At 63.7% G+C, this 20,644-nt stretch carries 16 protein-coding genes; 1 reads left to right on the forward strand and 15 read right to left on the reverse strand.

Going from position 1 to position 20,644, the window contains the following annotated elements:
• Positions 1-87 precede the first annotated feature (87 nt).
• The 13 genes from ACYKG1_RS11505 to ACYKG1_RS11565 all read right to left on the reverse strand — a co-directional run bounded on the left by ACYKG1_RS11505 (position 88) and on the right by ACYKG1_RS11565 (position 13,767).
• The gene (locus ACYKG1_RS11505; protein ID WP_478470513.1) at positions 88-1,713 is read right to left on the reverse strand and encodes a hypothetical protein; all 1,626 of its coding nucleotides are present in this window, start codon (positions 1,711-1,713) and stop codon (positions 88-90) included.
• A 371-nt stretch (positions 1,714-2,084) separates the two neighbouring features.
• Positions 2,085-2,450 carry a hypothetical protein gene (locus ACYKG1_RS11510; RefSeq protein WP_478470514.1) on the reverse strand — a complete coding sequence of 122 codons (366 nt, stop codon included), beginning with the start codon at positions 2,448-2,450 and terminating at the stop codon, positions 2,085-2,087.
• Positions 2,451-2,997: 547 nt separating this feature from the next.
• Positions 2,998-3,978, reverse strand: a complete 981-nt coding sequence (locus tag ACYKG1_RS11515; protein ID WP_478470515.1) for a fimbrial protein — start codon at positions 3,976-3,978, stop codon at positions 2,998-3,000.
• Positions 3,979-4,131: 153 nt separating this feature from the next.
• Positions 4,132-4,908 (reverse strand): fimbrial biogenesis chaperone, encoded by a 777-nt coding sequence (locus ACYKG1_RS11520; RefSeq protein ID WP_478470517.1) that lies wholly within the window; start codon positions 4,906-4,908, stop codon positions 4,132-4,134.
• 178 nt (positions 4,909-5,086) lie between these two features.
• Entirely contained in the window at positions 5,087-6,109 is a 1,023-nt protein-coding gene (locus ACYKG1_RS11525) for a fimbrial protein (protein ID WP_478470518.1), read from the reverse strand.
• Positions 6,110-6,172: 63 nt separating this feature from the next.
• Positions 6,173-8,728, reverse strand: a complete 2,556-nt coding sequence (locus ACYKG1_RS11530) for a fimbria/pilus outer membrane usher protein (protein ID WP_478470519.1) — start codon at positions 8,726-8,728, stop codon at positions 6,173-6,175.
• A gap of 81 nt (positions 8,729-8,809) precedes the next feature.
• Entirely contained in the window at positions 8,810-9,562 is a 753-nt protein-coding gene (locus ACYKG1_RS11535) for a fimbrial biogenesis chaperone (protein ID WP_478470520.1), read from the reverse strand.
• 64 nt (positions 9,563-9,626) lie between these two features.
• The gene (locus ACYKG1_RS11540; protein WP_478470521.1) at positions 9,627-10,175 is read right to left on the reverse strand and encodes a fimbrial protein; all 549 of its coding nucleotides are present in this window, start codon (positions 10,173-10,175) and stop codon (positions 9,627-9,629) included.
• A 165-nt stretch (positions 10,176-10,340) separates the two neighbouring features.
• Positions 10,341-11,024 (reverse strand): outer membrane protein, encoded by a 684-nt coding sequence (locus ACYKG1_RS11545; RefSeq protein WP_478470523.1) that lies wholly within the window; start codon positions 11,022-11,024, stop codon positions 10,341-10,343.
• A 76-nt stretch (positions 11,025-11,100) separates the two neighbouring features.
• Complete coding sequence (locus ACYKG1_RS11550; protein WP_478470525.1) at positions 11,101-12,003, reverse strand: hypothetical protein; 903 nt, start codon at positions 12,001-12,003, stop codon at positions 11,101-11,103.
• Positions 12,004-12,252: 249 nt separating this feature from the next.
• Positions 12,253-12,480, reverse strand: coding sequence for a hypothetical protein (locus tag ACYKG1_RS11555; RefSeq protein ID WP_478470526.1), 228 nt, complete (start codon positions 12,478-12,480; stop codon positions 12,253-12,255).
• A 308-nt stretch (positions 12,481-12,788) separates the two neighbouring features.
• On the reverse strand, positions 12,789-13,109 hold the full coding sequence (locus ACYKG1_RS11560) for a hypothetical protein (protein WP_478470527.1): 321 nt from the start codon (positions 13,107-13,109) through the stop codon (positions 12,789-12,791).
• Entirely contained in the window at positions 13,102-13,767 is a 666-nt protein-coding gene (locus ACYKG1_RS11565; RefSeq protein ID WP_100472590.1) for a response regulator, read from the reverse strand. Before ACYKG1_RS11565 ends, ACYKG1_RS11560 begins: the two co-directional genes overlap by 8 nt.
• 89 nt (positions 13,768-13,856) lie before the next feature.
• On the opposite strand from ACYKG1_RS11565, the gene ACYKG1_RS11570 reads away from it, so the two are divergent.
• On the forward strand, positions 13,857-14,510 hold the full coding sequence (locus ACYKG1_RS11570) for a response regulator (RefSeq protein ID WP_100472594.1): 654 nt from the start codon (positions 13,857-13,859) through the stop codon (positions 14,508-14,510).
• Between the two features lie 23 nt (positions 14,511-14,533).
• On the opposite strand, the gene ACYKG1_RS11575 is transcribed toward ACYKG1_RS11570, so the two are convergent.
• Together ACYKG1_RS11575 and ACYKG1_RS11580 are read right to left on the reverse strand one after the other, a co-directional pair.
• Positions 14,534-17,917 carry a response regulator gene (locus ACYKG1_RS11575; RefSeq protein WP_478470529.1) on the reverse strand — a complete coding sequence of 1,128 codons (3,384 nt, stop codon included), beginning with the start codon at positions 17,915-17,917 and terminating at the stop codon, positions 14,534-14,536.
• Between the two features lie 32 nt (positions 17,918-17,949).
• Positions 17,950-20,619: a sensor histidine kinase gene (locus ACYKG1_RS11580; protein ID WP_478470530.1), complete on the reverse strand. Its 2,670-nt coding sequence runs from the start codon at positions 20,617-20,619 to the stop codon at positions 17,950-17,952.
• Between the last annotated feature and the right edge of the window lie 25 nt (positions 20,620-20,644).

The raw sequence follows: 20,644 nt of genomic DNA on the forward strand, positions 1-20,644 counted from the left end.
ACCTGTAGGCAAAAAGCGCCCGAAGCCGATGATGCTTCGGGCGCCCTTGCTTCACGTGTGAAGCGTCAGCCTGCCCTCAAGGAGTGCTCACCATTTATCAGAGAACCGGCCAATGTACTCCGCCCTTGAGTTCATGTTCTCGAGCACCTTCTCCTGCCCTGGATTGAAGGCCCAGCGGCCGTCCGGCAGCATCCGGTGCGGTGTCGGGTAGAACGGGAACTGGTCTCCGGAGCCAATGACCTGCACGGGCTTCGGCGTCGTATTGTTGGGAACGCCCAGTTCGAAGCCTGCCCGGCGGCGGAACGCAGATGTGGGACACGTGAGCGCCGTGGCAATGACGAAGCTCTTCTCGGTGTACGAAGAATGGCTCCAATCGCAAACCTCGGTATTCCAGCGGTTGCTGCCGCCATAGTAGATACCGTCTGCACGATGTTTCTTGACCAGCGCCTGCACGTTGGAATCGCGAGCCAGATCGGCCGGTACCCGCTTGAGGTCCACGCCGGGGTATGTGAAGCCTTCGATCGGGTTGCCGACCAGCCTGTACCGGAACGTGGCGCCTGAGTTCTCCAGTGCCTCGTTGGCCAGCCGGATGTTCTCGTCCATGAGCATCAACGCATCCCATCTGCGCGGGACTTCCCCGGAGCTCATATCGAGTACACGCACCAGGTCGATGGTCGTGGTTTCACGCTCCCAAAGGCCACGATCGTTCACGCGGAACGCGATCTTTTCGTAGTTGAGCACGGGCACATCGAGATTGTCGGCGACGATGTTCATCGTGTTCGCAGGATGACCTACGGCAATCACGCGAAGCCCCTGCCGTGGCTTGGGAAGGATGACCCTGGGCGTGATCGTGCCGCTCACCGGCGCGGTCACTTCGATCACGCCATAGCCCTCATCCTGCAGCCGGACTTCCCTCTGGTAGGTTGTATCAACCTTGCGAACGGGTTGACGCAGTTGATGCCAACGGTCCTTCTCGGCAACGAAAACATACTCGTACTCGTCGCCACGGCGCAGGGGGAGATCCTCGTTGTTGACCCTGGTCTTCGAGTCCCAGGTTGCGTTCGAGCGCAGAATGATCCGGTCCCGGTCATAGGGCTTGCGCGGGGGGACCAATGGAGACGCCCAATCACCATCCTGGAGCTCCACGACAGTACGGGACGCAATGCGGAGGTCGTGGTCTTTTACGGGTTTCTTTTTGTAGGGCGCATGTACCCACATCCATTGACGGGCGACGGGATCGAATTCGACGCGGACCGATTCCCACGGCTCAACATCCATGCGCTGACCGGGGAATGGCGTATTTGCTCCCAGTACCTGGGTCGGCAACGTTGCTTCGTTAATGACGGTGATCGAGTCGAATGCCTTGCCATCAGGGGGCAGGGTCAGTTCAGCGGCATGCTTCCCATCAGCCAGCACAATGAGGGAAATCAGCTCGCTGCTGGATGGAATCTGCCATCGCGGCACGTTGGCACTGAACGTCGTCTCGTTCTTCGCGGGAGACGTGAGCCCGTCGCCCGTGCGCGAAGAAAATATAACGGAACGACCGGCAGCCAGCTTGAACGGTTGGCCGGGAACTCTCCAGATGGGGCCATGAATCTCCAGCGTCTTTTCGCTGGCGGTTGCATTGTTGACGATGTCCAGGAACCTGAGTTCCGAGGGAAGATACACCCTGTCCATCCAGCTCCTGTCATTGACAGCGAACTCCGTGATCATGCAGTCAACGTTTGGAGGATGGTAGACATTTGGCAACTGTTCCTTGAAACCAATTTCTTCCGGCGTCAAGTAACGGGTTTCGCAATGGGGATGCGCCGCAGCTGCGGACGTTGATGCCAGGCATAGAGCCAGACCAAGCGTAGTGCGTGAGTGTTTCAAGCAAACCTCATGGGAAGCATGGAGAAGTACGGCCCTTGGCGAACATCAAACCGCCATAAGGAACCTGGAAGCGTCGCCACTGGCAGACGCTTCTTCCATAGGACTGCGATGAAAGGTTGCCGGATTGAACGTTTGCAGATGCTGCGGCGCCATGGTGATCTGCCGAAAGCATCCACGCATGGCATGGTTCTACGGATCCTCGGCCGCCCATTTCATTCCGGGTGCAGGCGGTAGATGGCGTGGTTCGTCAACGCCAACGCCGCCAGTTTCAGCCCTTCCATCACGCGGTCGCCTACGTACTGCTCGGGGCCGCCATTCTGCCGGGCGCGTTCGGCCGCCAGCGAAATTTCCTGCACGACGCGCAGGCCCGCCAACGCACCATCGGCATCGGCCAGCGCCAGGCATCGGCCGGGCAGTTGATGGCGCTCTGGCCAGGGCTGGCCGTCAGCCGCTACGCCACGGCCAATCTGGTGCAGCAACGCGATGAGGTTGTTGGGATCAGGTGGTGCCGCGCCACCCTCTTCGGCATTGGCCGGGGCGTACCGGGCGCGCAGATGGGGAATATCCGATGCGTTCATGGCAGGTCTCCGTACAAGGCATAAGGAGCCAGCCGCCTTAACAAAGGCGGCGGGACGGCGCATGGCTGGAAACCGGAGGACTGTAGTCATTGCCGGCGGGCGCGCTTGCACGCACCCCCACGCACCGCCCCGCCATAACGCGCAGACGGATTGCCAGCCGGCGCCGCACAAGGCGACGCCGGCTGGCAAGCGTATTCCTACAGTCACTACGGGTTTCCAGGCCCGGCCACCCTTTTTCGGTGGCACCCCATCATGTACAAGACTGCTTGGCAGAAGCAAAGCCAGCGCGAGATTCAGACGGAGACATCGTTGCAGCGGGCGGCATTGTCGCACACTGCCGAAGCCGCGAATACGCCTTGTTTTCAAGGCCCAGAACGCGTCGGACTCGCCTGCTCGCGACACCGCCGGTCATCCCGGCTCCAGGTGAAAGGCGCGGCGCTGTGTGCCAACCACGACAGTCCTCAGAACAGAACCTGCGGCCCCGATTGATGGCGCTCCCGCTCTTCCCCTGGTTCGCCCCCAGGATTGATCACGTTTCCGACGTGCGTCAGGGATAGGTAAAGACAAACGTCAGCATTGCATTGGCTTCGCCAGCTTCCACGTGCCCCCCTGTCTGGCGGTATCGCGCCTGAAACATTCGGCTGGTCTCGCCAAGTCGCGCGTCTCCAAAAGTGTGCGTTCGATAGAAGGACATCGGTGCACTTTTATCATCGAGGAACTGGATACCAACCCCCAACGCGCCTCCGGACACCTCTGCGATGCCTTCTGCTTCGTCCATCACCGGCGTGACGGAGCTGATCTGATAGTCCACCCGGCCAACGCTTGCGTCACAGTTCAGAGTCACCGTGTAGGGAACCGGAGGCAACGATGAACCCAGACCCTTGAATCGCCCGACCGAGATCTCGCCCATATAGACCGACTGGCTGTTCACGTAGCACGCCGGCTCATCCTGGATGGCCAGCGACGCCTGCTCAAGAAAGGCGGGCTTATAGGCGAATCGCGTGCCTGAGTACCTGGCGTAGAAGCGGCCGATCTGGAATCTCATCAACTGGCCACCAGACAGCGAACCAGCAAGCCGTACAAATTTCACCTGCACCACCGTCAGCAGATTTCCGGTGATGCCAGTTCCAACCAGCAGCGACTGAAGACTTCCAGACTCGAATCCACCCGATCGGCCTGCATGGGAAATCGGGCGAGCGCGGATCACAATCCCCACTCCTGCCGCGCCGGTGGAGTAGACGCTGTAGGGAATACCGGCTTCGCTGTAGGATCCCACCGCGCCAGCCTGGCCCTCCACTCCGAACTCGACGTTGTCGCTCGGGCTGTCGCACACCAGGTCGGACACTGGCGAATAGATGCGGTCCGTATCCAGCCATGGCGACAGCGCAGCCCCCACTGCGATTCCCCGCGGCGCCAACCGTACAGGCCCGCTGATCTGGAATTCAGACCGTCCATAGGCATCGCGAAAGCAAGCCGCCATGGTTGGCACTGACAGGAAGCATCCGGCCAGGATGGCAATGATCGACACTGGAGGAAGCCGTACCCAGCTCTCACGATGACCGCGCATGACTGCCCCTTCAGGTGCTCTGCGAACGTCCCTATGTTCCGTAAATCGCTACAAATCCTCCAGCCTCAGTGTTGCCTCCCATCCGCGGGCAGGCCCGAGCCTCCCTGCCGCAACTCAGCGCCCAATAGACCGGGCGCCTGGGTGAAGCCGACCTTCATCGTCGATCCAGTGGAACTGGACCTCCAATGGCGGTTCAACGCGGGAAGGCAGTTCAACGTCAACACCTGCCATCGGCAGCACGTGGGGATTATCCAATTCCATGCTGCGCCCATCGTGCACTACTGTCAACGTACCAAGGTTCGCTACGTACGCAGAGCGATTGGCAATATGTAATCGTCGACCCTCCCCGTCAGACTTCAGGCTGAAGTCCCACTCCCCCGTCCGGTCCAACCCGGGCGCCGGAAGGCCCTTTGGTCGATACAGCACTTTGTAGCGGCTGCGAATCGCCAGTTCCAGAACGCCCTGTGTTGCATCTGCTACGCGAGGCGGAATGGCCAGAATGTTCAACCAGTAGAGGTGCTCGACGTTGTCGTTGGGGGCAACGCCTTCAATGCCACGGATGCGAAGGTGGTTGTCCTTTCCGGCGTCAAGACGCACTACAGGTGGCGCAAGCACAAACGGGGCCTTCGACGCTTCCGGCGGCTGGTCTGGATCGCCATCCGAAATCCAGGCCTGCACCAGCACTGGAGCGTCGCCCATATTTCTGATCGGAACGACCACTTCTTTCTGCGGGGCAGCATAGACCACGCGCGTTGAGGGAATGGCAATCTGCGCCTGCACGGTGGCAATTCCCGCAATGGAAGCGCCGATCAATAGAGCGCAGGCACAGATCCGCCGAATGCCCGAATTGAAAGGCAATGTACTCAGTTCTCGGAACAATCTGCTCTTCATGGGCCGCTCGGTTCAGTTACATGTTGTGAGCGCCAGCAGAGGGGCCCACTTGCGGCAAGACCCCAGCTGGCTCGAGTACATTACAGGCTGCCTGGCGAAGGTCAAACTAATGCTCGGAGCCATCCGCTCTCCGGGGACGGCACGCTTCTGCGACTAACAGCCTGGCGGGCAACAACCCTCACGGATAATCAATGCGGTAGCGAATCCTGGCGTTGGCCGGCCCGGTTTCAAGATCGTCCGTTCTGCCCGCGGTACGAATGTAGCGTGCGCGGAATGTCTCACTGCGCACTCCGTCCGCTGTGCTGCTGCCAAATGGGTACGCAGGCCCGATTGCTACTGGAACGTCATGTTCGTCCAACAGCTGCAGGCCGATGCCCTTCGCACCACCCTCGACCTCCAGAATTCCGCGAGTGCGGTCGTACACCTCCACAGAGCTCGGTTCCAGATAGTAATTGACCCGACCGGCGCCGGCCTCGCAATCGATCTCAACCGAATAGGGACGGCTCGGAGCCGCCGCCCCCTGAGTCTTGAACTGATCAAGGTTTGCCAACCCCATATAGACGGTCTTGCTCTGCACGTGGCACAGCGGCACATGCACCACCTCAATATTGAACGGCTCCAGCAAATGCTGCTGCTCGAATCGCTTGGTCGACGCCGGCTGATAGTGCTTGAGGGTAAATGCCGGGAACCCCGCCACGGAGTAGGAACCTTCCTGGGTATCACCTACCTTTATGAAGCGGATCGCTATCGCACCACCAACCGATTCACTGTCCGTCAAGTACTGCAGCCCTGATTCAGACCCTCCTCGTACTGGAACAAAATGGCTTACGCCTCCAGTTCGAACATCCGCTGCCAGGATGAAGGCAACGCCCGGAATGGATGTCGCGAATACCCCATAGGTTGACGACCCGATGGTATGCGTCCCAACTTCAGCCGGAAGCCCTGTATAGGAATTCGACTGAATATACGAACCCATGGTTCCGCAGATCATGGTATTGACTCGGTTGGAATAGAACCAGGGCGAGATCGCCTCATCGGCTTCCGCTGAGTTCCCTACCAATCGCACATCGGGGATGGTGAAACTGAAGGCTGAGCCATAGTTAGTGCACACCGCATGGGCGGTGCCAGCGAAGCACATTGCAAACACCGATCCTGCAAGAAGCTTGATAACCCGGCGTAGACGGTTGGATTTATTTTTCACGGATGAGTTCCTCTCAGAGGTGGGGCGCTGATCAACGGCAACCCCACGGATGCTGGCAATTGTTTACTGCGTCGCACACATGCTGTTGAGCACATCCCCAGGCGCCGTGGCTGTGAGGTCATAGTTGATGCGGCACTGCTGTCCGTCCTCCATTCCGTAACGGACAAACAGCTCACCCTGCTCATCGATGCCACGCACCCACAACCGGCTCCCCTGCCCAACCACACCAACGATCCTGCCGTCGGCCGTGGTCACGTCTGTACCAAACGGCAGCGGTGCGCCATCCGGCAGCAATGCTTCAATCAAAGCGTTGCGGCCACTCTCGGTCGGCAGCACCATCTTCACGATGGCACCTGCATTCGGAATCGCCGAAACCGACGCGGCACTCAGTTCTACATCCATCGAAAGGCCGGTCGGGTCGACACTCAACTCATTGCGACGGAACGGACTCAGATAGGGCACCACCGCATAGCCACGCGAGTTGGTCTTTACGTTGGTCATCTGTCCGACGCCTACCCCCGCTGCATCGGGAACATGTACCAGCCCCATGGTCTCGCCCATGCGCTGGGCCAGGGTCAAGCCGCCGCTGTGCAACATCAGGCCGCCAGACGCGCCAAGGGCCAGCTGGCTGGACGACGTGGTCCGGTTGTAGGACCCGGTCAGGTTCACCGTCGGCAACTGGTAGTTCGCCCCGATACCGAAACTGGTGCGACCATCATCCCTGGCCAACGAGGCGTTGTAGCTGCCTTGCCACTGGTCACCAATCGCCCCCGTCACGCCCAGGCGTTGGCCGCTGCGGCCATCGCTGTCGCGACTCAGGCTGGCGCTCACCCGTGGCGCAGCCGGCGGCGTTCCCAGCGGCATGCTGAAGCTGAGATACACACTGTTGCTGGCCTTTGCCTTACCCGTTGAGAACAAGGACGACTCCAGCGTGCGCCTGGCACTGATAGAATAGCTGCCACGGCCAAGCCGGTTGCTATACCCCAGCGAGTAGTTGGTCTGGCGGCGGTTGTCGCTCCAGTAATCCGTGGTGCTGCCGTTGAAGTACAGGCTGCCCCTGCCCTCGCTCAGGCGCTGGTTCACCGTCAGATCCAGGCGGCTTCGCTGCCGGCCGGTCAGGTCATAGTCTTCAGTGCGCGGCTGCGCACGCAGGCGCATCGCATCATTCAGCGACAGGTACTCGCTGGTCGAGTAGCGGTAGGCCGCCAGCGTGATGTTGGTGCTGTCACCAAACAGCGCCTTGTTGAAGGCAACGCGGTACGACTGGCCACGTCGGCGTTCGCTCGAAACCGAATCGTTGCCAGGCAGTCGGGCATCGCTGAAGGTGACGTCACCCGAGAGTGAACCGACCGGCGTGTTCCAGGCGCCGCCCAGCACCAATGCGCTGTAGCCTGGCGCTGCCGTGCCACCGGCATAGCCGGTGAACTGATTGCTCAGACCCCGGCGCAGCGTGGCCTCGACGAAGCCCGGATCGTCGCCAAAGGCCTCGTCGCGCAGCTGGCCAGCCGTCAGGCTGTAGCGCAGCTGGCCGGGCCGCAGCAGCTGCGGCATTGCCGTGTACGGGACGATGAATCGCTCCACACGGCCGTCAGCCTCAGTGATCTCCACTTCCAGATCGCCACTGGAGCCGGTGCCATAGAGATCGTCAATCTCGAAGGGCCCCGGCGCAACGGTGGTTTCATAGATGACATGGTCACGCTGACGGACCGTAACTCGCGCATTTGTCTGCGCCACGCCGCGCACAACCGGCGCAAACTCGCGCTGCGATTCCGGCAGCATGCGCGCATCCGAACTAATGTTGATGCCGCGATAGTTGACCGACTGCAGCATGTCGCCCTGGGTGGACGAATCGCCCAGGCGCAGCTGGGCCCCCAGCTTCGGCAGGTTGCGCTGCACATAGGTATTGCCGGCCGAGTAGTTCGTTCCTTCGGCGGTATGCTGCAGATAGCCACTGTGGCGAAGGCGCCACTGGCCCATGTTCAGACCGGCATCCACGGTCATGCTGGTGTGCACGCGCTCCTGGCCACCGCTTTGCTGGCGGCTGTGGCTGATGCTGTAACCCAGTGTTGCGGCGGTGATTCCATGTTCCCACAGCGCCGGGTCGACCCAGCCGCGCGGATTGCGGCTCAGGTACAGTTGCGGAATGGTCAGCCGCAGGGTCTGCTCGGCCACGTCGAACTCGCTGCTCGCACCCGGCACATAGGCCGAAAGCGGACGGCACGTAGCCTCTTCGGGCAACGGAAGCAGGGTGCTACCTTCGGCGGCACCGGATTCACGCAAGGCATCCAGGCGGGCTCGATTCAGCCCCATCTGCTCGAACAATGCGGGATCAAGGCAAATGCGGACCTCATCGAGCTCATTCAATCGGGCCACCAGATCCTGACGCCCAACAAGAGCATCATTGATCATGATGTCAGCGTTGTACGTGCCAGGCAGCAGGTCGCCTCGTTCGAAACGAGCCAGATCCAACCCTGCACTCCCGCCAAACAGCATATCGGCATTGAACTCAACCTTGGGCGCAGCCACTGCAGACATGGGCAGCAGCGCAGCCACGACTGCCACCGCCAGAGGGGCGCGGCAAGGAGCTAGATGCAGGCGATGTCGATTCATGACAGTCATCCAAAGATTGGGTAAAGCTCGCCCCTGCCAGCCGGGGCCAGCACGTGGTTCGAGCGGATTTGAGCGAAGTTCGACGGCCGATTAATCGACCTGGAGATCTGCGGTGCGCTCGATGACCGAGCCGTACTCGGAGATGAACTTGAACTTGACCAATGCGCCGTGATGCTGCAAAGAACCGCCAGCAAGGGGGAAATCTTTGCTGGACTTCGGCGCAATCATGCTGACGTCCGCAACCTCGATGCTGCGATCACCTGCAACGACGGTGGCCGCCACCGCACTGATGTGGAACGGACTTTCGTTGCGGGCCCGCAGCACCCAAGCGTTGCCACTGCGGGCAATGCTCCAATGCAGGCTGTCGATCGCCGTCGTTGGGTTGATCTTGCTTATCGCCTGCGGCCTATAGAACAGCTTGATTCGATTGCGGACCGCGATGTTCAGCATCGATCCGCCCTCGCGTGCTGCTTCACCACGCGCCGGAACGTCCAATACATTCAGGGAATAAACACTCTCTCGATCCTGCGGAAGGCCGGCACCTGTAAAACGGATGCGCAACACCTGCTGCTTCCCGGCATCCACACGGACCACCGGCGGAAGAAGCACGAAGGGGGCCTTCGAGGTAGCCGGATTTCCCTTGGCCCCGTACTCATCCACCCAGGCCTGAACCAGCGAAGGCGCACTGCCCGCATTCTCAATTCGAACGCTGGCCTCCTTCGCTCCTTCAGGGTAGATCACGCGTGTCGACTCGATAGCGATTCGTGCGTCTGCCTGCGGCGAGACGATGGCCGCCGACGTACACAGCGCGAGCCATAGAGCATTGCGAGCGATCATGTTCATGAGGAAGTTCCCAATGGGTGAAGTGGCTGATGGGGGCGGATTACCGCCCCCAACATGAGGAGGCTCAGTAGTTCTCGACGTCGAAGACCAGCTTGCCTTCGAAGTCACCTTCAACGAAATCACCACCAGTCTTGGTCTTCTTATAGCGGGCGAGGAACGAGTACTTGAACTCGCCACTGCTCTTAGCTTGGTCCAGCTCATCGGTGATGCTGCCGAGGTTCAACAGCTTTTCGGAGCCGCCATCAGTGCGATACAGCGCCACAGCGATGGTTGCACCATCGGTGTGCGTATTCTCGATATATCCGCTCGAATCCAGATCACTGGCGGCGGTATCGATGTGCAGCTTGGCGTTATCCTTCGAGCACGTTGCGCTGGAACCGCTCGCACCGGCCTTCAGGGTCACGTCGAAGGCGCGATTACCAGCATCTGCGTTGCTGTCGAGGTTGCCCGAGCTGATCTGGCCCAGAGCAATCGTGGTGCCTTCTGAGTAGTCAATGGCGCAAGTAGCGGCAACGATACGACCAGTGAAAGTGATGGTGCCATCCGCGGCATTGGCCGAAGCAGCAGCGCCCAGCGACAGCGCGGCGGACAGAGCAATTGCAAGCTTGTTCATGTTGTTGAATTCCTGTTTAGGGTTTGTGGTTTTGCGTTCAAGCCGCGCGTTCGTGGGCTTGAGCGAAGGGCATTCCCTTCGAGAGGAAATGCTACGGATGCCGTGTGTGGGCAGGCATAGGACAACGACGAGTTATGTCGCACCTGCCCATGCACGGCAGGCCGTTCAGAACGCCAGGCGAGCGCCCAGGTGGAACTCGCTGGAGGTCAGGTCCAGGCGCATCTTTTCGTCCTGCAGGCCGCGGGCATTGCCGAAGGTGTTCCACCCGCTTTCGGTCGTGCCCATGTCCACGTAGCGGTAGCCCAGGTCGACCGTCATGCGGTCGGAGGCGGCCACCGAAACACCGGTGCCGACCGACCACGCCAAGCCGGTGCGGGTGGTGGTGTCGTAGCGGCGGCTGGTGTTGCCCTGCCAGCCACCGGACTTCAGCTGGGCCAGGCCGGCACCGGCGCTGCCGTATACCGACCACGCATCGTTGATGGCGAAATCGCGATACGCATTGAGCATCAGCCGCTGCGAGCTGACTTCATGGTTGTTGAAGCTGGTGGCGAACAGGCTGGAGCCGCTGGTATAGGTATCGTTGCGGCGCAGCGTGTATTCGCCTTCGGTGCGCCAGCCATTGCCATGCGCATGACCGAAGCCGATGGCGCCGGTGACGAAACGCTGGTGCTCGTCGCCCGCAACAAAACGGCCGATGCCCGGGCGGGCGCTGGCATCCATGTTGTTGGCACGGTGGTCGGCATCGATGATGCGGGCGGTGGCGTAGTAACCGTTGGGGGTTTCAGCGCTGGCCAACTGCGGCAGGCAGCAGGCCGCCATGACCGGAAGGGTCAACAGGCGAATTTTCATGGGGGATCCTTGCGGAATAGAAACGGCCAGCAAGCCGGGCGCTGATGCGCCCGGCCTGGGTACGATTCAAGGGAACTCAGGGCTTCTGGTAAATCCAGCGACCGGCCTGGGAGCTGTAGCGGTAGGTCCGCGGCTGCGAGCTCAGATAGGAGGTCGCATTATTGACGGTATAGAACCGCGAATTGGACGGATCGGTCAGCTGGATGATGTCTCCCTCGACAGCCGAGGTCGGCAGCACCATGTGCTGCGGCGTCGTGACATCCTCGGCCGGGCTGCCGGTGACGATGTCGGTCCAGCGCTGCTCCATCTTCGGCAGTTGCGAAGTGGTCGGCTGGTAATGTGCTCGGCCGCGGCGAGCGTGCCAGCGGCCATCCGCAGCGTCGAACACAAAGCCACAGGTCGTGGACTGCAGGCAGACCGAAGCGCCGCCGGCCAGGCCAGTGATGGTGACGTCCTGGCCGTTGAAGCTATGCACGCCGGCCACCGCGCCGGCCGGTGCCGAGGCCGGCAGCTGGACAGTCTTTACGTTGCCGCCCACATTGATGTCGGTCATGAGCTTTTCCGTCATCGGTGCAACGCCGTGCTCACCACTCGTGAGGACCACGCGGCCGGCGCTCAGGCCACCCGCCGCGCCCCATCCGGCGTAGGTGGTCTTGATCAGTTCGAAGTTGCTGAGCGAGTCGACCGGGATGTAGACAAGGTCTTCCACCGACGTACCCTTGGCATTCAGACGGCTATTGCGATCGGCCAGGGTGCTGAGGATGACCCTGTCATGGTCACGGGGATTGGCTGGCAGCGCCAGTTCGGCAGCGAAGTCATTCGAGGCCAGCTCGAAGTACAGCTTCGTGTAGCCCGACGGCATGTTACCGCTGCCGTTGTTGGTGGACGGGGTCAGGTAGCCTTCCGCGGCCGAAGCGGCGGCCGGGGCCAGGCACACCAGCAGGGCGGCGAGCAGGTTATTGCGACGCGAATTCTTCATCAGAACAGTTCTCTCGATACGGGATAGGCCGGCACTCTGCGACGCAGCGCGTGCAGCAGTGCACAGCCCGGCCACGATGGCCGAATCCCTCCCTTCAAGCTGTCTGACTCGTCCGAATTTTCACTCGATCTTCACTGCATGCGGGCGAGGCCAGGAACAACCACGCCTGCGCGCGCCGACGCCCCTACTTCGGCTGAAGCATCCAGATTTTCCTGCGGGCATCGAAATGGAAGGCGTGGATTCCGCTGCTCACTCGCGGCACTGCCGACGACCCGCCGCGTCACTGCCGTCTCGAAGCTCGATGTCGTTGCGCTGGGTGCCGCCGGGCGAAGGCTGTGTGCCGGCGGGTGCCTGCACCGGCAGCCTGAGCACCGTGTGCGCCCACCCCTTGTCGTGCAGTTGGATGAGGGGGAGGCCGCGCCCCTGGAGGGTCGCGTCATGCTCGTCGGGTGCCGGCGTCAGCGGGCGCGAGGTCATTTCCTCCAGCGCCGGGAGCGTTGAGTCCGCGGCATCCAGGCACGCCGGTGCGGGCGCACGGGAGGCGCCACTGCCGTCCTTGCTTGCAGGCGTCAGATGGACGTCTGCAGCCCCAGGCCAGCCCTGGGGCAGGCTTGCCAGCCACGCGACAGCCAGGCCAGTGCAACGTGTTCTCTTCATCAAGACGGCTCCATCGAGAGGACACCGGCCGCCAGATACCGCTACGCATCTGTGCTGCCACCGGCATCGCCAACGTGCGCGGAATCATCCAATGAAGCTATCTGACCTGTCCCATTCCCAATCTGCGTTCACGCCTTGTGCCGCGCGTGCAATGGCATCGGGTGTGGTTCATGCCCACAGGTACACGGCGCCGCCAGTTCGGTTTCCCATTCTCCCCGCATCTGCCTGCGCTTCACCGGCGAGGCATACAGATAATCGTTGAGAAGCTCCATGAAGCGCTTCTGCCTGCTCGGAGTCAGCTGGGCAAAGCTCCACATCAGCGACGCGATATGGGCATCAAGTAGTGACGGCACGGCGACTCCACGCAGGTCGGCAATCGATGCGTCCACCGTAGCGCCCTCATCCTGCGATTCCATCGGACAATGTCGGGTTGCGAGGTGCTCATCCATCATCGCTGCCCTCGGGAAGGCCACGCGCCACCTGCGAGGCCGAGACCATGCCCTGGTCCAGCGCGTAGTCGAAGATCTCGCTGGTACGCTTCAGCCCCAGCTTGCGCATGGCCGAGTGCTTCTGCGTGCTGACGGTCTGCCTGCTGCGCTTGAGCTGTTCGGCAATCTCCTTCTGGCTCATGCCATGGGCGATCATGCGCAGCACTTCGATTTCGCGCTTGGTCAACGCGACGTCCTGCAACTGCTCCAGCTGCTGCACGATACTGGCGGACAGATAGCCGTCGCGTCGGAAGGCGGCACGGATGGCCAGCGCCAGGTCCGCTGCGGGATCCAGCTTGCCGACAATGCAATCCACGCCCGCCTTGCCGATGCTGGCCAGCACCTGCACGCCGGAGATGCTGGTCAGCACCACCAGGGGCAGCTTCGGGAAGCGCCGCCGCAGGAAGCCCAGCATCGCCACGCCGTCGCCATACTCGCCGCCCGGCATCGAGAAGTCGGTCACGACCACATCCACGCCATGCTTGCTCAGGGCCTCGACCAATGCCGTAGAATCGCCGGCAGTGGCGACGATGTCGATTCCAGGCTCCTGGGCCAGCGATTCACGCACCCCGGCAAGAATGACGGGATGGTCATCGGCGATGACAATGCGGATGTTCATGACATGATGTCCTTGCGGTTCTTCACTGTTCTGTCGGTGCCGGTAGCCGGCACGCCGTTCCTTCCTGCTTCCATCGGATACCCGCCTTGATGAACTCGCTGGCCATTCGCGTTGCCGTTGCTGACGATCACCCGGTGATCCGCCTGGGAGTGCGGAGGACCCTTGAGGAAGCGCCGGCCATCCAATGCATCGGTGCGGTGGCCGACTCGACCGAGCTGGTCGCTCTGCTCGAGCGCGAGCCCTGCGATGTGCTGGTGACCGACTACGCGATGCCCGGCGGTGCGTTCGGCGATGGGCTGGAACTGCTGGGCTACCTGACGCTGCACTTCCCTTCCCTGCGCATTGTGGTGATGACCGGGTTGGATCAACCCGGGTTGATCCACCGGCTTGATGACAGCGGTGTGGCTGGCATCCTCAGCAAGTCCGACGACCCCTCTCAGATAAAGGCAGCGGTGATGGCGGCCTATGCGCATCGCCGCTATTACTCCCCGTCCGTGATGGACATGATGCGGCACAGGGAGCAGCGCCGGGTAACCACGCTTTCGCCGAAGGAACTGGAGGTTGTGGCCTTGTTCCTGGACGGATTGACCGTCACCGAGATCGCGCAACGCCTGAAACGCAAGAAGCAGACCGTCAGCACGCAGAAAGTCAACGCCATGCGCAAGCTCGGCATCGTGAAGGATTCTGAGATCTTCTCGTTCGCTGCCGATCTTGGATTGAAGGAGACGGACCCGAAGCGCTGAGCGTACGTTCTTTCCTGGGCAGGTCACGATTCCTGCTCCAGTTCGTGCCGGTAGTCATCCAGGCATGCCTGCAACGCCGCCTGCAATGCATCCAGCTGCGATGGCGGTACTGCCAGGCCGTCGCGCAGCGCCTGTTCCACCTCGCCGCAGTGTTCGCCCAGCACCTGCTCACCCAGCATCTGCAGTACCCCTTTGAAGGCGTGCACGCGATCGAGCAGGCGTTGCATGTCGTTGCCCGCACGCGCTTCGGTCATGGCCTGCAGATCCTTGTCGCCGGTTTCCACGAACAGGCGGCGGATGGCCGCCGATACCCTGCTGGATGCACGACGCGTAGGCGCGGGGGAAACCGGCGCAACCGCCGCCTTGCTGGCCTTGCCCAGCCCGGCTTCCAGCCGATCCAGATTGAGCGGTTTCAGCAGCAGGTCGTCAATGCCCGCCGCCAGGCAGCGCTCACGTTCGCTGGCCAGTGCGGTGGCGGTGATGGCCAGGATCGGCAGCGACTGCCCGCGCTGGCGCAGCGCGCGCGCCAGCGCATAGCCGTCCATCACCGGCATGTTGATATCGGTGAGGACCGCCACGTAGGCGTCGTTGCGCCACACCGCCAGTGCGGCGGCACCGTCTTCGGCGGCATCCACGTCGTAGCCGAGTTCTTCCAGCTGCTGTTGGATCAGTTCGCGATTGACGGCGTTGTCTTCCACCAGCAGCACGCGCCCGCGCGAGCGTGGTGCTGGCGCCTGCTCGACTGGCGGGAGCGAGGATGCACTGTGCGGTTCCGTGCCGATGGCGGCCAGCAAGGCGTCGCTGGCATAGCAGGTCACTTCGGTACGGTCGCCGCGCACTTCGGGGGTCAACGGCCCCTGTGCATGGGCGAACACCACGTGGCGATGGGACGCGGACAGGTGCTGTTCCTCCTCGCGGGTCCACGGCCGGTGGTCGCCCACGATCAGCAGCACGTCACCCGTCGCGTCGGCCTGCGGGGCGTCCAGCAGCACGGGCTCGGTGCCCCACTCCGTCAGCAGCCGCCCGATCTCGTTGCGCCACTCCGGCGTGGACGACAGCACGGTGATGCGCTGCCCACGCAGCGGCTGCGACGCCGGGTTTGCGGCGGGCTGCAGGCGCACCGGCAACAGCAGGCTGAAGCTGCTGCCCACGCCCTCGGTACTTTCCACCGCCACCTGCCCGCCCATCGCCTGCGCCAGCTGCTGGCACAACGCCAGGCCCAGGCCGCTGCCGCCGTAGCGGCGCGAGACGCTGGCATCGGCCTGCTGGAACGGCTGGAACAGCTGCCCGGCCTGTTGCGGGCTCATGCCGATGCCGGAGTCCACCACCTGCACGCGCAGCAGCGTGCCCTTGCCGTCCACATTCTGCACTTCGGCCCGCAGGATGATGCGACCGGATTCGGTGAACTTGACCGCGTTGCTGACCAGGTTGTTGAGGATCTGGCGGATGCGGTGTGCGTCGCCAATGCAGTCCTGCCCGGCCGGCGCGTCCACCGCAAAGAACAGGCGCACGCCCTTGCGCAGGGCATCGGGCGCATACAGCAGTGCGACGCCTTCGATCAGCGGGCGCAGGGCGAACGGTGCCGGCTCCACATCGAGCTGCCCTGCTTCGATCTTGGAGAAATCCAGCACGTCGCTGATGATCCGCATCAGTGCGTCGGCCGAGAAGCGGATGCGGTCCAGCCGTTCGCGCTGGCCCGGCTGCAGGGGCGAACGGGCCAGCAGTTCCAGGTGGCCCAGCACGCCGTTGAGCGGGGTACGGATCTCATGGCTCATCGTGGCGACGAAGGCGGACTTGGCACGCGTGGCCGCTTCGGCGGCCTGGCGAGCAGCCTCGGCATCCTCGCGGGCACGGCGCAGCGTGTCTTCCAGCTCCACCTGGGCGGTCACGTCGCGCAGGGCACAGACCCATACGGCCTGGTGGTGGTAGGTAGCCAGCGCCATGCTGATCTGCAGCTGGGTGCCGGCGCCCTCTTCCTCGGGTGACCACTGCAGTTCCAACGCCTCCTCGCCGTGGCTGCTGCGCCCCAGCTCGGCCAACCGCGCATACAGCGTTGCGATTGCGTTGCCTTCTTCATCGGCCTGGTCGCCCACCAGCTGCCGTGCAGTTTCGTTCTGCAGCAGCGGCATGCCTGTGTCGCGGGCAATCAGCGCCAGCCCGATCGGCGCGGTGCCGATGATGGCGCGGCTCAGCGCCTCGCTCTCATACACACGTGATGCGTCGGCAAGGGCGGGCTTGAACACGCGGCGGTCGATGCGCAGCAGCAGCCACCACAGCAGGCCGATGATCACCAGGGCACTGAGGCTGCGCGCCAGAAGATAAGGGCCCTGCGCTTTCCAGATGTCCGACCAGTCGTAAACGTGGCTGAGCGTCCAGTCCACGCCCGGCAGGCTGCAACTGAGGATGAAGCGCCCCTGCGCATGCTGTCGTGCGGGCTTGGTCGCCGCTGCGCCGGGCAGCGCCCCCAACAGCAGCGCCTGCTCCTGGAGCGTCAAGCCGCCACTGCTGAGCACCACCTGCCGGTTGCCGGCCATCACCAGGTAGCGCCCTTCTTCGCGCGCCTCCAGCCGGGCCTTGATGGTGTCGATCGACTCGAACACCACGCGCCGGAAGTACGGCGTGGTGCCTTCGGCCATGGTCACCACACCGACCAGCGACCGCTGGCCGTTGAGCGGGTTGACTGCAAAGCGCGACAGCAACCGCCCCTCGCGCGAGGCCGAGCGGATCGGGCCCGGGCGTGGCAGCAGCTTGCGTACCTCGGGCTCGTCACGCAGCAACCGCGCGAAGGCCTGCTGGCGGGTGGCCACGCCCAGCGTCTGCAGCAGCTGGGCCTCGTCGCGGATGTTGGACACGGCCAGCAGCCGCCCCTGCGGCTCGTAGGCGAACATGGCCACCGGCCCGGGCGCATCCTGCGAGGTGATCGAATCGGCGGTGTAGGCCGAGTAGATGTCGATCATGCCGAGGTAGGCCTTCAGCTCCTCGGGCGGCAACGGATTGTCACGGGCGCCCAGCACCAGCCATGGCACGGCGGTACGCCCTTCGGCCCGCACCACCACTTCCGCGCCCTGGGCGTGGAAGCGCTCGGCCAGGGGGGTTCCGACCGCGGTCAGCGCGGGGCGCTGGTCGCGCCACAGCACGTCGTTGCCATTGACCGAGGTGGCGTAGGCGCGGTCGCGCTGGTAGAGGAAGTAGTCCAGCGCCGCGCGGGCCTCCAGGAAGGACTGCCGTTCGCGGGCATGGAACTCTTCCACATCGGCAATGGAACTGACGATGGCGGCCAACAGTACCAGCACCGTGATCAGGGCACCGCCGCCGAACAGCAGGCGGCGGCGCAACCGCCGCAGGTCGTCCAGGCGCGCGGCAACCGCCGGACCGCCAGGGCGCTGCGCGGCTTCAGTACCTGCCATAAACGTGATCCTGAGGTGGGTGCCCATGCAATTTATCCGATTGCGTCAGTAGCTGGCGTATCTGACTCGTTTCGGCGCAGCGCCTGCAGCAGTGCCTGGCGCAGGGCTTCACTGGCATAGCAGGACACCGTCCAGCCACCGTGCGCTGGCTGCGGGCGCAAGGGCCCCTCGCGGCAGACCCGGACCCACGGCTGCCCGCTGCGCCGCACCCAGCGTGCGTCTTCGTCCGGCGCCTCGAACAGCAACCACGCCGCCGCCGGCGCCGCATCCGCCGCAGGGCCGTGTATGGGATGCACGTATGCGCCCCAGCTGCGCAGCCGCCTTTCCAGCTCCCCACGCCATGGCCCGGGCGCGGCCAGCAGATTGATCCGCTGCCCGGCCAGCGGCAGCGGCACCGGAATGGCAATCGACGTCAACAACGGCACCTCGACCACGAACCGGCTGCCCACCCCTGCCGTGCTTTCCACCCAGATCCGCCCGCCCATGCGCTCGCACAGCTGCTGGCACAGCGCCAACCCCAGGCCGGAGCCGCCGAAGCGCGACACGATATCCGGCCCGGCCTGCACGAAGGGCTGGAACAACCGCTCCCGCTCGGCGGCGCTCAGGCCGATACCGGAATCGGTGGCCTCAAGGCAGAGGTACTGGCCTTGCCCGCTCTGCTGGTGGGACACGCGAAGCTGTACCCGCCCGGAGGCGGTGAACTTCAGCGCGTTGCTGGCCAGATTGCGCAGTACCCGCTCGATGGCCGCCATCGGTGCGACCGCGGCAGCGGGTACATCAGCGTCCACCACGCAATCCAGCTGCAGGCCCTTGGCCTGTGCCACCGGGGCGTACAGCACGGCGACGCGCTCCACCAGCGCCGATGGCGAGAAGCGCTCAGGGGTAAGCGTCCACTGGCCCGACTCGATACGCGATAGATCAAGCACGTCGGTGATGACGTCCATCAGCGAATCGGCAGACTGGCGCAGGCGCAACACGCGTTCGGCGGGCTCGGCCTGCAACGGGCTGCGTGCGAGCAGCTCCAGGTGGCCGATGATGCCGTGCAGCGGCGTGCGGATCTCGTGGCTCATCGCCGCCACGAAATTCGATTTGGCGCGGCTGCAGGCTTCTGCTTCTGCGGTCCGCTTCTGCTCCGCGTGCAGCTCACGCCTGTCGTGGCTGATGTCCTCTACCATCAGCAGCACGCCACCCGGCCAGGCGTCCCCTCCGGAGTGGATGTGAGTGCGGTGCGACAGCCGTTGCTGCGGATCGTTGGCCAGCGGCAGCTCGCCCTCCACCTTCACCGCACCGTGGCGGACGTCGGCCTGCATCATCGCCTCACGCAGCTGCGGCATCAGCCGCCCACCGGCGGCCCGGTCCATGCGCTGCAGCGGTCCATTCCAATCCTGCACATGGCCGGTACCCGCCTCCAGCAGCGCCACGCCCACCGGCACGTGCTCCAGCAGCAGGCGCAGCCGGCGGTCGCGGGCGTAGATGGCTTTCACCTGGCGGAACGCCGGGGTATACATGCGCCGGTGCAGCCCCAGCAGCAGGAACCACAGCAGTGCCAGCGCGGCCACCAGGCAGGCGACGCCGGTAAGCAGCATCGACGCGATGTCACGCAGGATGTCGCCCCAGCGGTAGGTCTCCACCAGCGTCCACGGCGTACCGGTGACCGGCAACGCCAGGGTGAAACGACCGTTGTGGAAGCGCGCACGGGTGGCATCGCCCAGCAGCACCCAGTCAGTATCCGCCCGATGGCCAGGCGCGCCGCCCACGTCATCGGAGGCCAGCACCCGCAGCCCATCGCGATCCAGCAGCGCGATATGGCCCTGGCTGTTCCGGCGCAGCAGCGCCTGCAGGCGGGCCATCGGTTCGTAGGCCACGAAGGTTGCGATGGGCGCAGCAGCAACGCTGGCCTGGAACACCGACACCAGCGACGGCTCGCCGGTGATCGGGTGGCGGCCGAACGTTCTGCGCGGGCTGTCGCTGCGTTCGACACTCTCCAGCAGGGGCACCTGGTCGTGCCCGGAGGCCGGAGCCAGCAGCTGGGCGGGTGCACGCAGGTGCTCGAACACTTCGCGGCGCGAAGTGGCCGCCAGCGCGCTGATCAGGCTGCGCTCGGTCAGGCCCTTGTCCAGCGAGAGGTACTGGCCGCTGGGATCGAAGAAATAGGAGGCGCTGGCTGGCTCACCTTCACCACTGGTGGCGGTCAGGCGCTGGATGAGTGACACCGCCGTGGTGAGCTGCAGGTAGCGCTCCAGCTCCCGGGGGCGCCATTGTGCGGTGTCCAGGCCCAGCGCCATCTGCGGGCGGCTGCTGTCATCGGCCACCACCACCAGCCGTTGCCCACCCTGCAGATAGGCACGGCGCAGATCGTCGGCGCTGGCGTCACCGAGCTGGATGTTGCGGTCCCAGGCGTACTCGGCCATGTTCGCCAGGCGGGCGTAGCTGGCGTCCTGGCGCGCCAGCTGGATCTGCAGCGCAGTGTGGGCGCGGCGGAATTCGGCAATGCGCCGGGCCTCGTACCCATTGACCTGGACCACGATGAGGGTGATCAGCACGCTCAGCGACAGCAGGCTCAACACCGCGCCGCAGGCCAGCATCAGCCGGCGCGGATACTGCTTCAGCGCCTGCAGCTCACCGGCGTCCACGGCGCCCGGCCCTGCACGGGTGTGCAGGCGGCGCAGGGAATCTGCAGGGGACGGCGACGCAGAGGGCATGGCATCGAGCGACGGGAAGCGCGCG

This window comes from Stenotrophomonas sp. 85239_Sma (assembly GCF_056481725.1).

Excerpts from the sequence above, each read along its gene's own strand:
- ACYKG1_RS11580 (WP_478470530.1), bottom strand. The coding sequence starts at position 20,619 with ATGCCCTCTGCGTCGCCGTCCCCTGCAGATTCCCTGCGCCGCCTGCAC.
- ACYKG1_RS11570 (WP_100472594.1), top strand. The coding sequence starts at position 13,857 with ATGAACTCGCTGGCCATTCGCGTTGCCGTTGCTGACGATCACCCGGTG.
- ACYKG1_RS11560 (WP_478470527.1), bottom strand. The coding sequence starts at position 13,109 with ATGGATGAGCACCTCGCAACCCGACATTGTCCGATGGAATCGCAGGAT.
- ACYKG1_RS11505 (WP_478470513.1), bottom strand. The coding sequence starts at position 1,713 with ATGATCACGGAGTTCGCTGTCAATGACAGGAGCTGGATGGACAGGGTG.
- ACYKG1_RS11545 (WP_478470523.1), bottom strand. The coding sequence starts at position 11,024 with ATGAAAATTCGCCTGTTGACCCTTCCGGTCATGGCGGCCTGCTGCCTG.
- ACYKG1_RS11575 (WP_478470529.1), bottom strand. The coding sequence starts at position 17,917 with ATGGCAGGTACTGAAGCCGCGCAGCGCCCTGGCGGTCCGGCGGTTGCC.
- ACYKG1_RS11530 (WP_478470519.1), bottom strand. The coding sequence starts at position 8,728 with ATGACTGTCATGAATCGACATCGCCTGCATCTAGCTCCTTGCCGCGCC.
- ACYKG1_RS11540 (WP_478470521.1), bottom strand. The coding sequence starts at position 10,175 with ATGAACAAGCTTGCAATTGCTCTGTCCGCCGCGCTGTCGCTGGGCGCT.
- ACYKG1_RS11565 (WP_100472590.1), bottom strand. The coding sequence starts at position 13,767 with ATGAACATCCGCATTGTCATCGCCGATGACCATCCCGTCATTCTTGCC.
- ACYKG1_RS11520 (WP_478470517.1), bottom strand. The coding sequence starts at position 4,908 with ATGAAGAGCAGATTGTTCCGAGAACTGAGTACATTGCCTTTCAATTCG.
- ACYKG1_RS11550 (WP_478470525.1), bottom strand. The coding sequence starts at position 12,003 with ATGAAGAATTCGCGTCGCAATAACCTGCTCGCCGCCCTGCTGGTGTGC.
- ACYKG1_RS11510 (WP_478470514.1), bottom strand. The coding sequence starts at position 2,450 with ATGAACGCATCGGATATTCCCCATCTGCGCGCCCGGTACGCCCCGGCC.
- ACYKG1_RS11555 (WP_478470526.1), bottom strand. The coding sequence starts at position 12,480 with ATGACCTCGCGCCCGCTGACGCCGGCACCCGACGAGCATGACGCGACC.
- ACYKG1_RS11535 (WP_478470520.1), bottom strand. The coding sequence starts at position 9,562 with ATGAACATGATCGCTCGCAATGCTCTATGGCTCGCGCTGTGTACGTCG.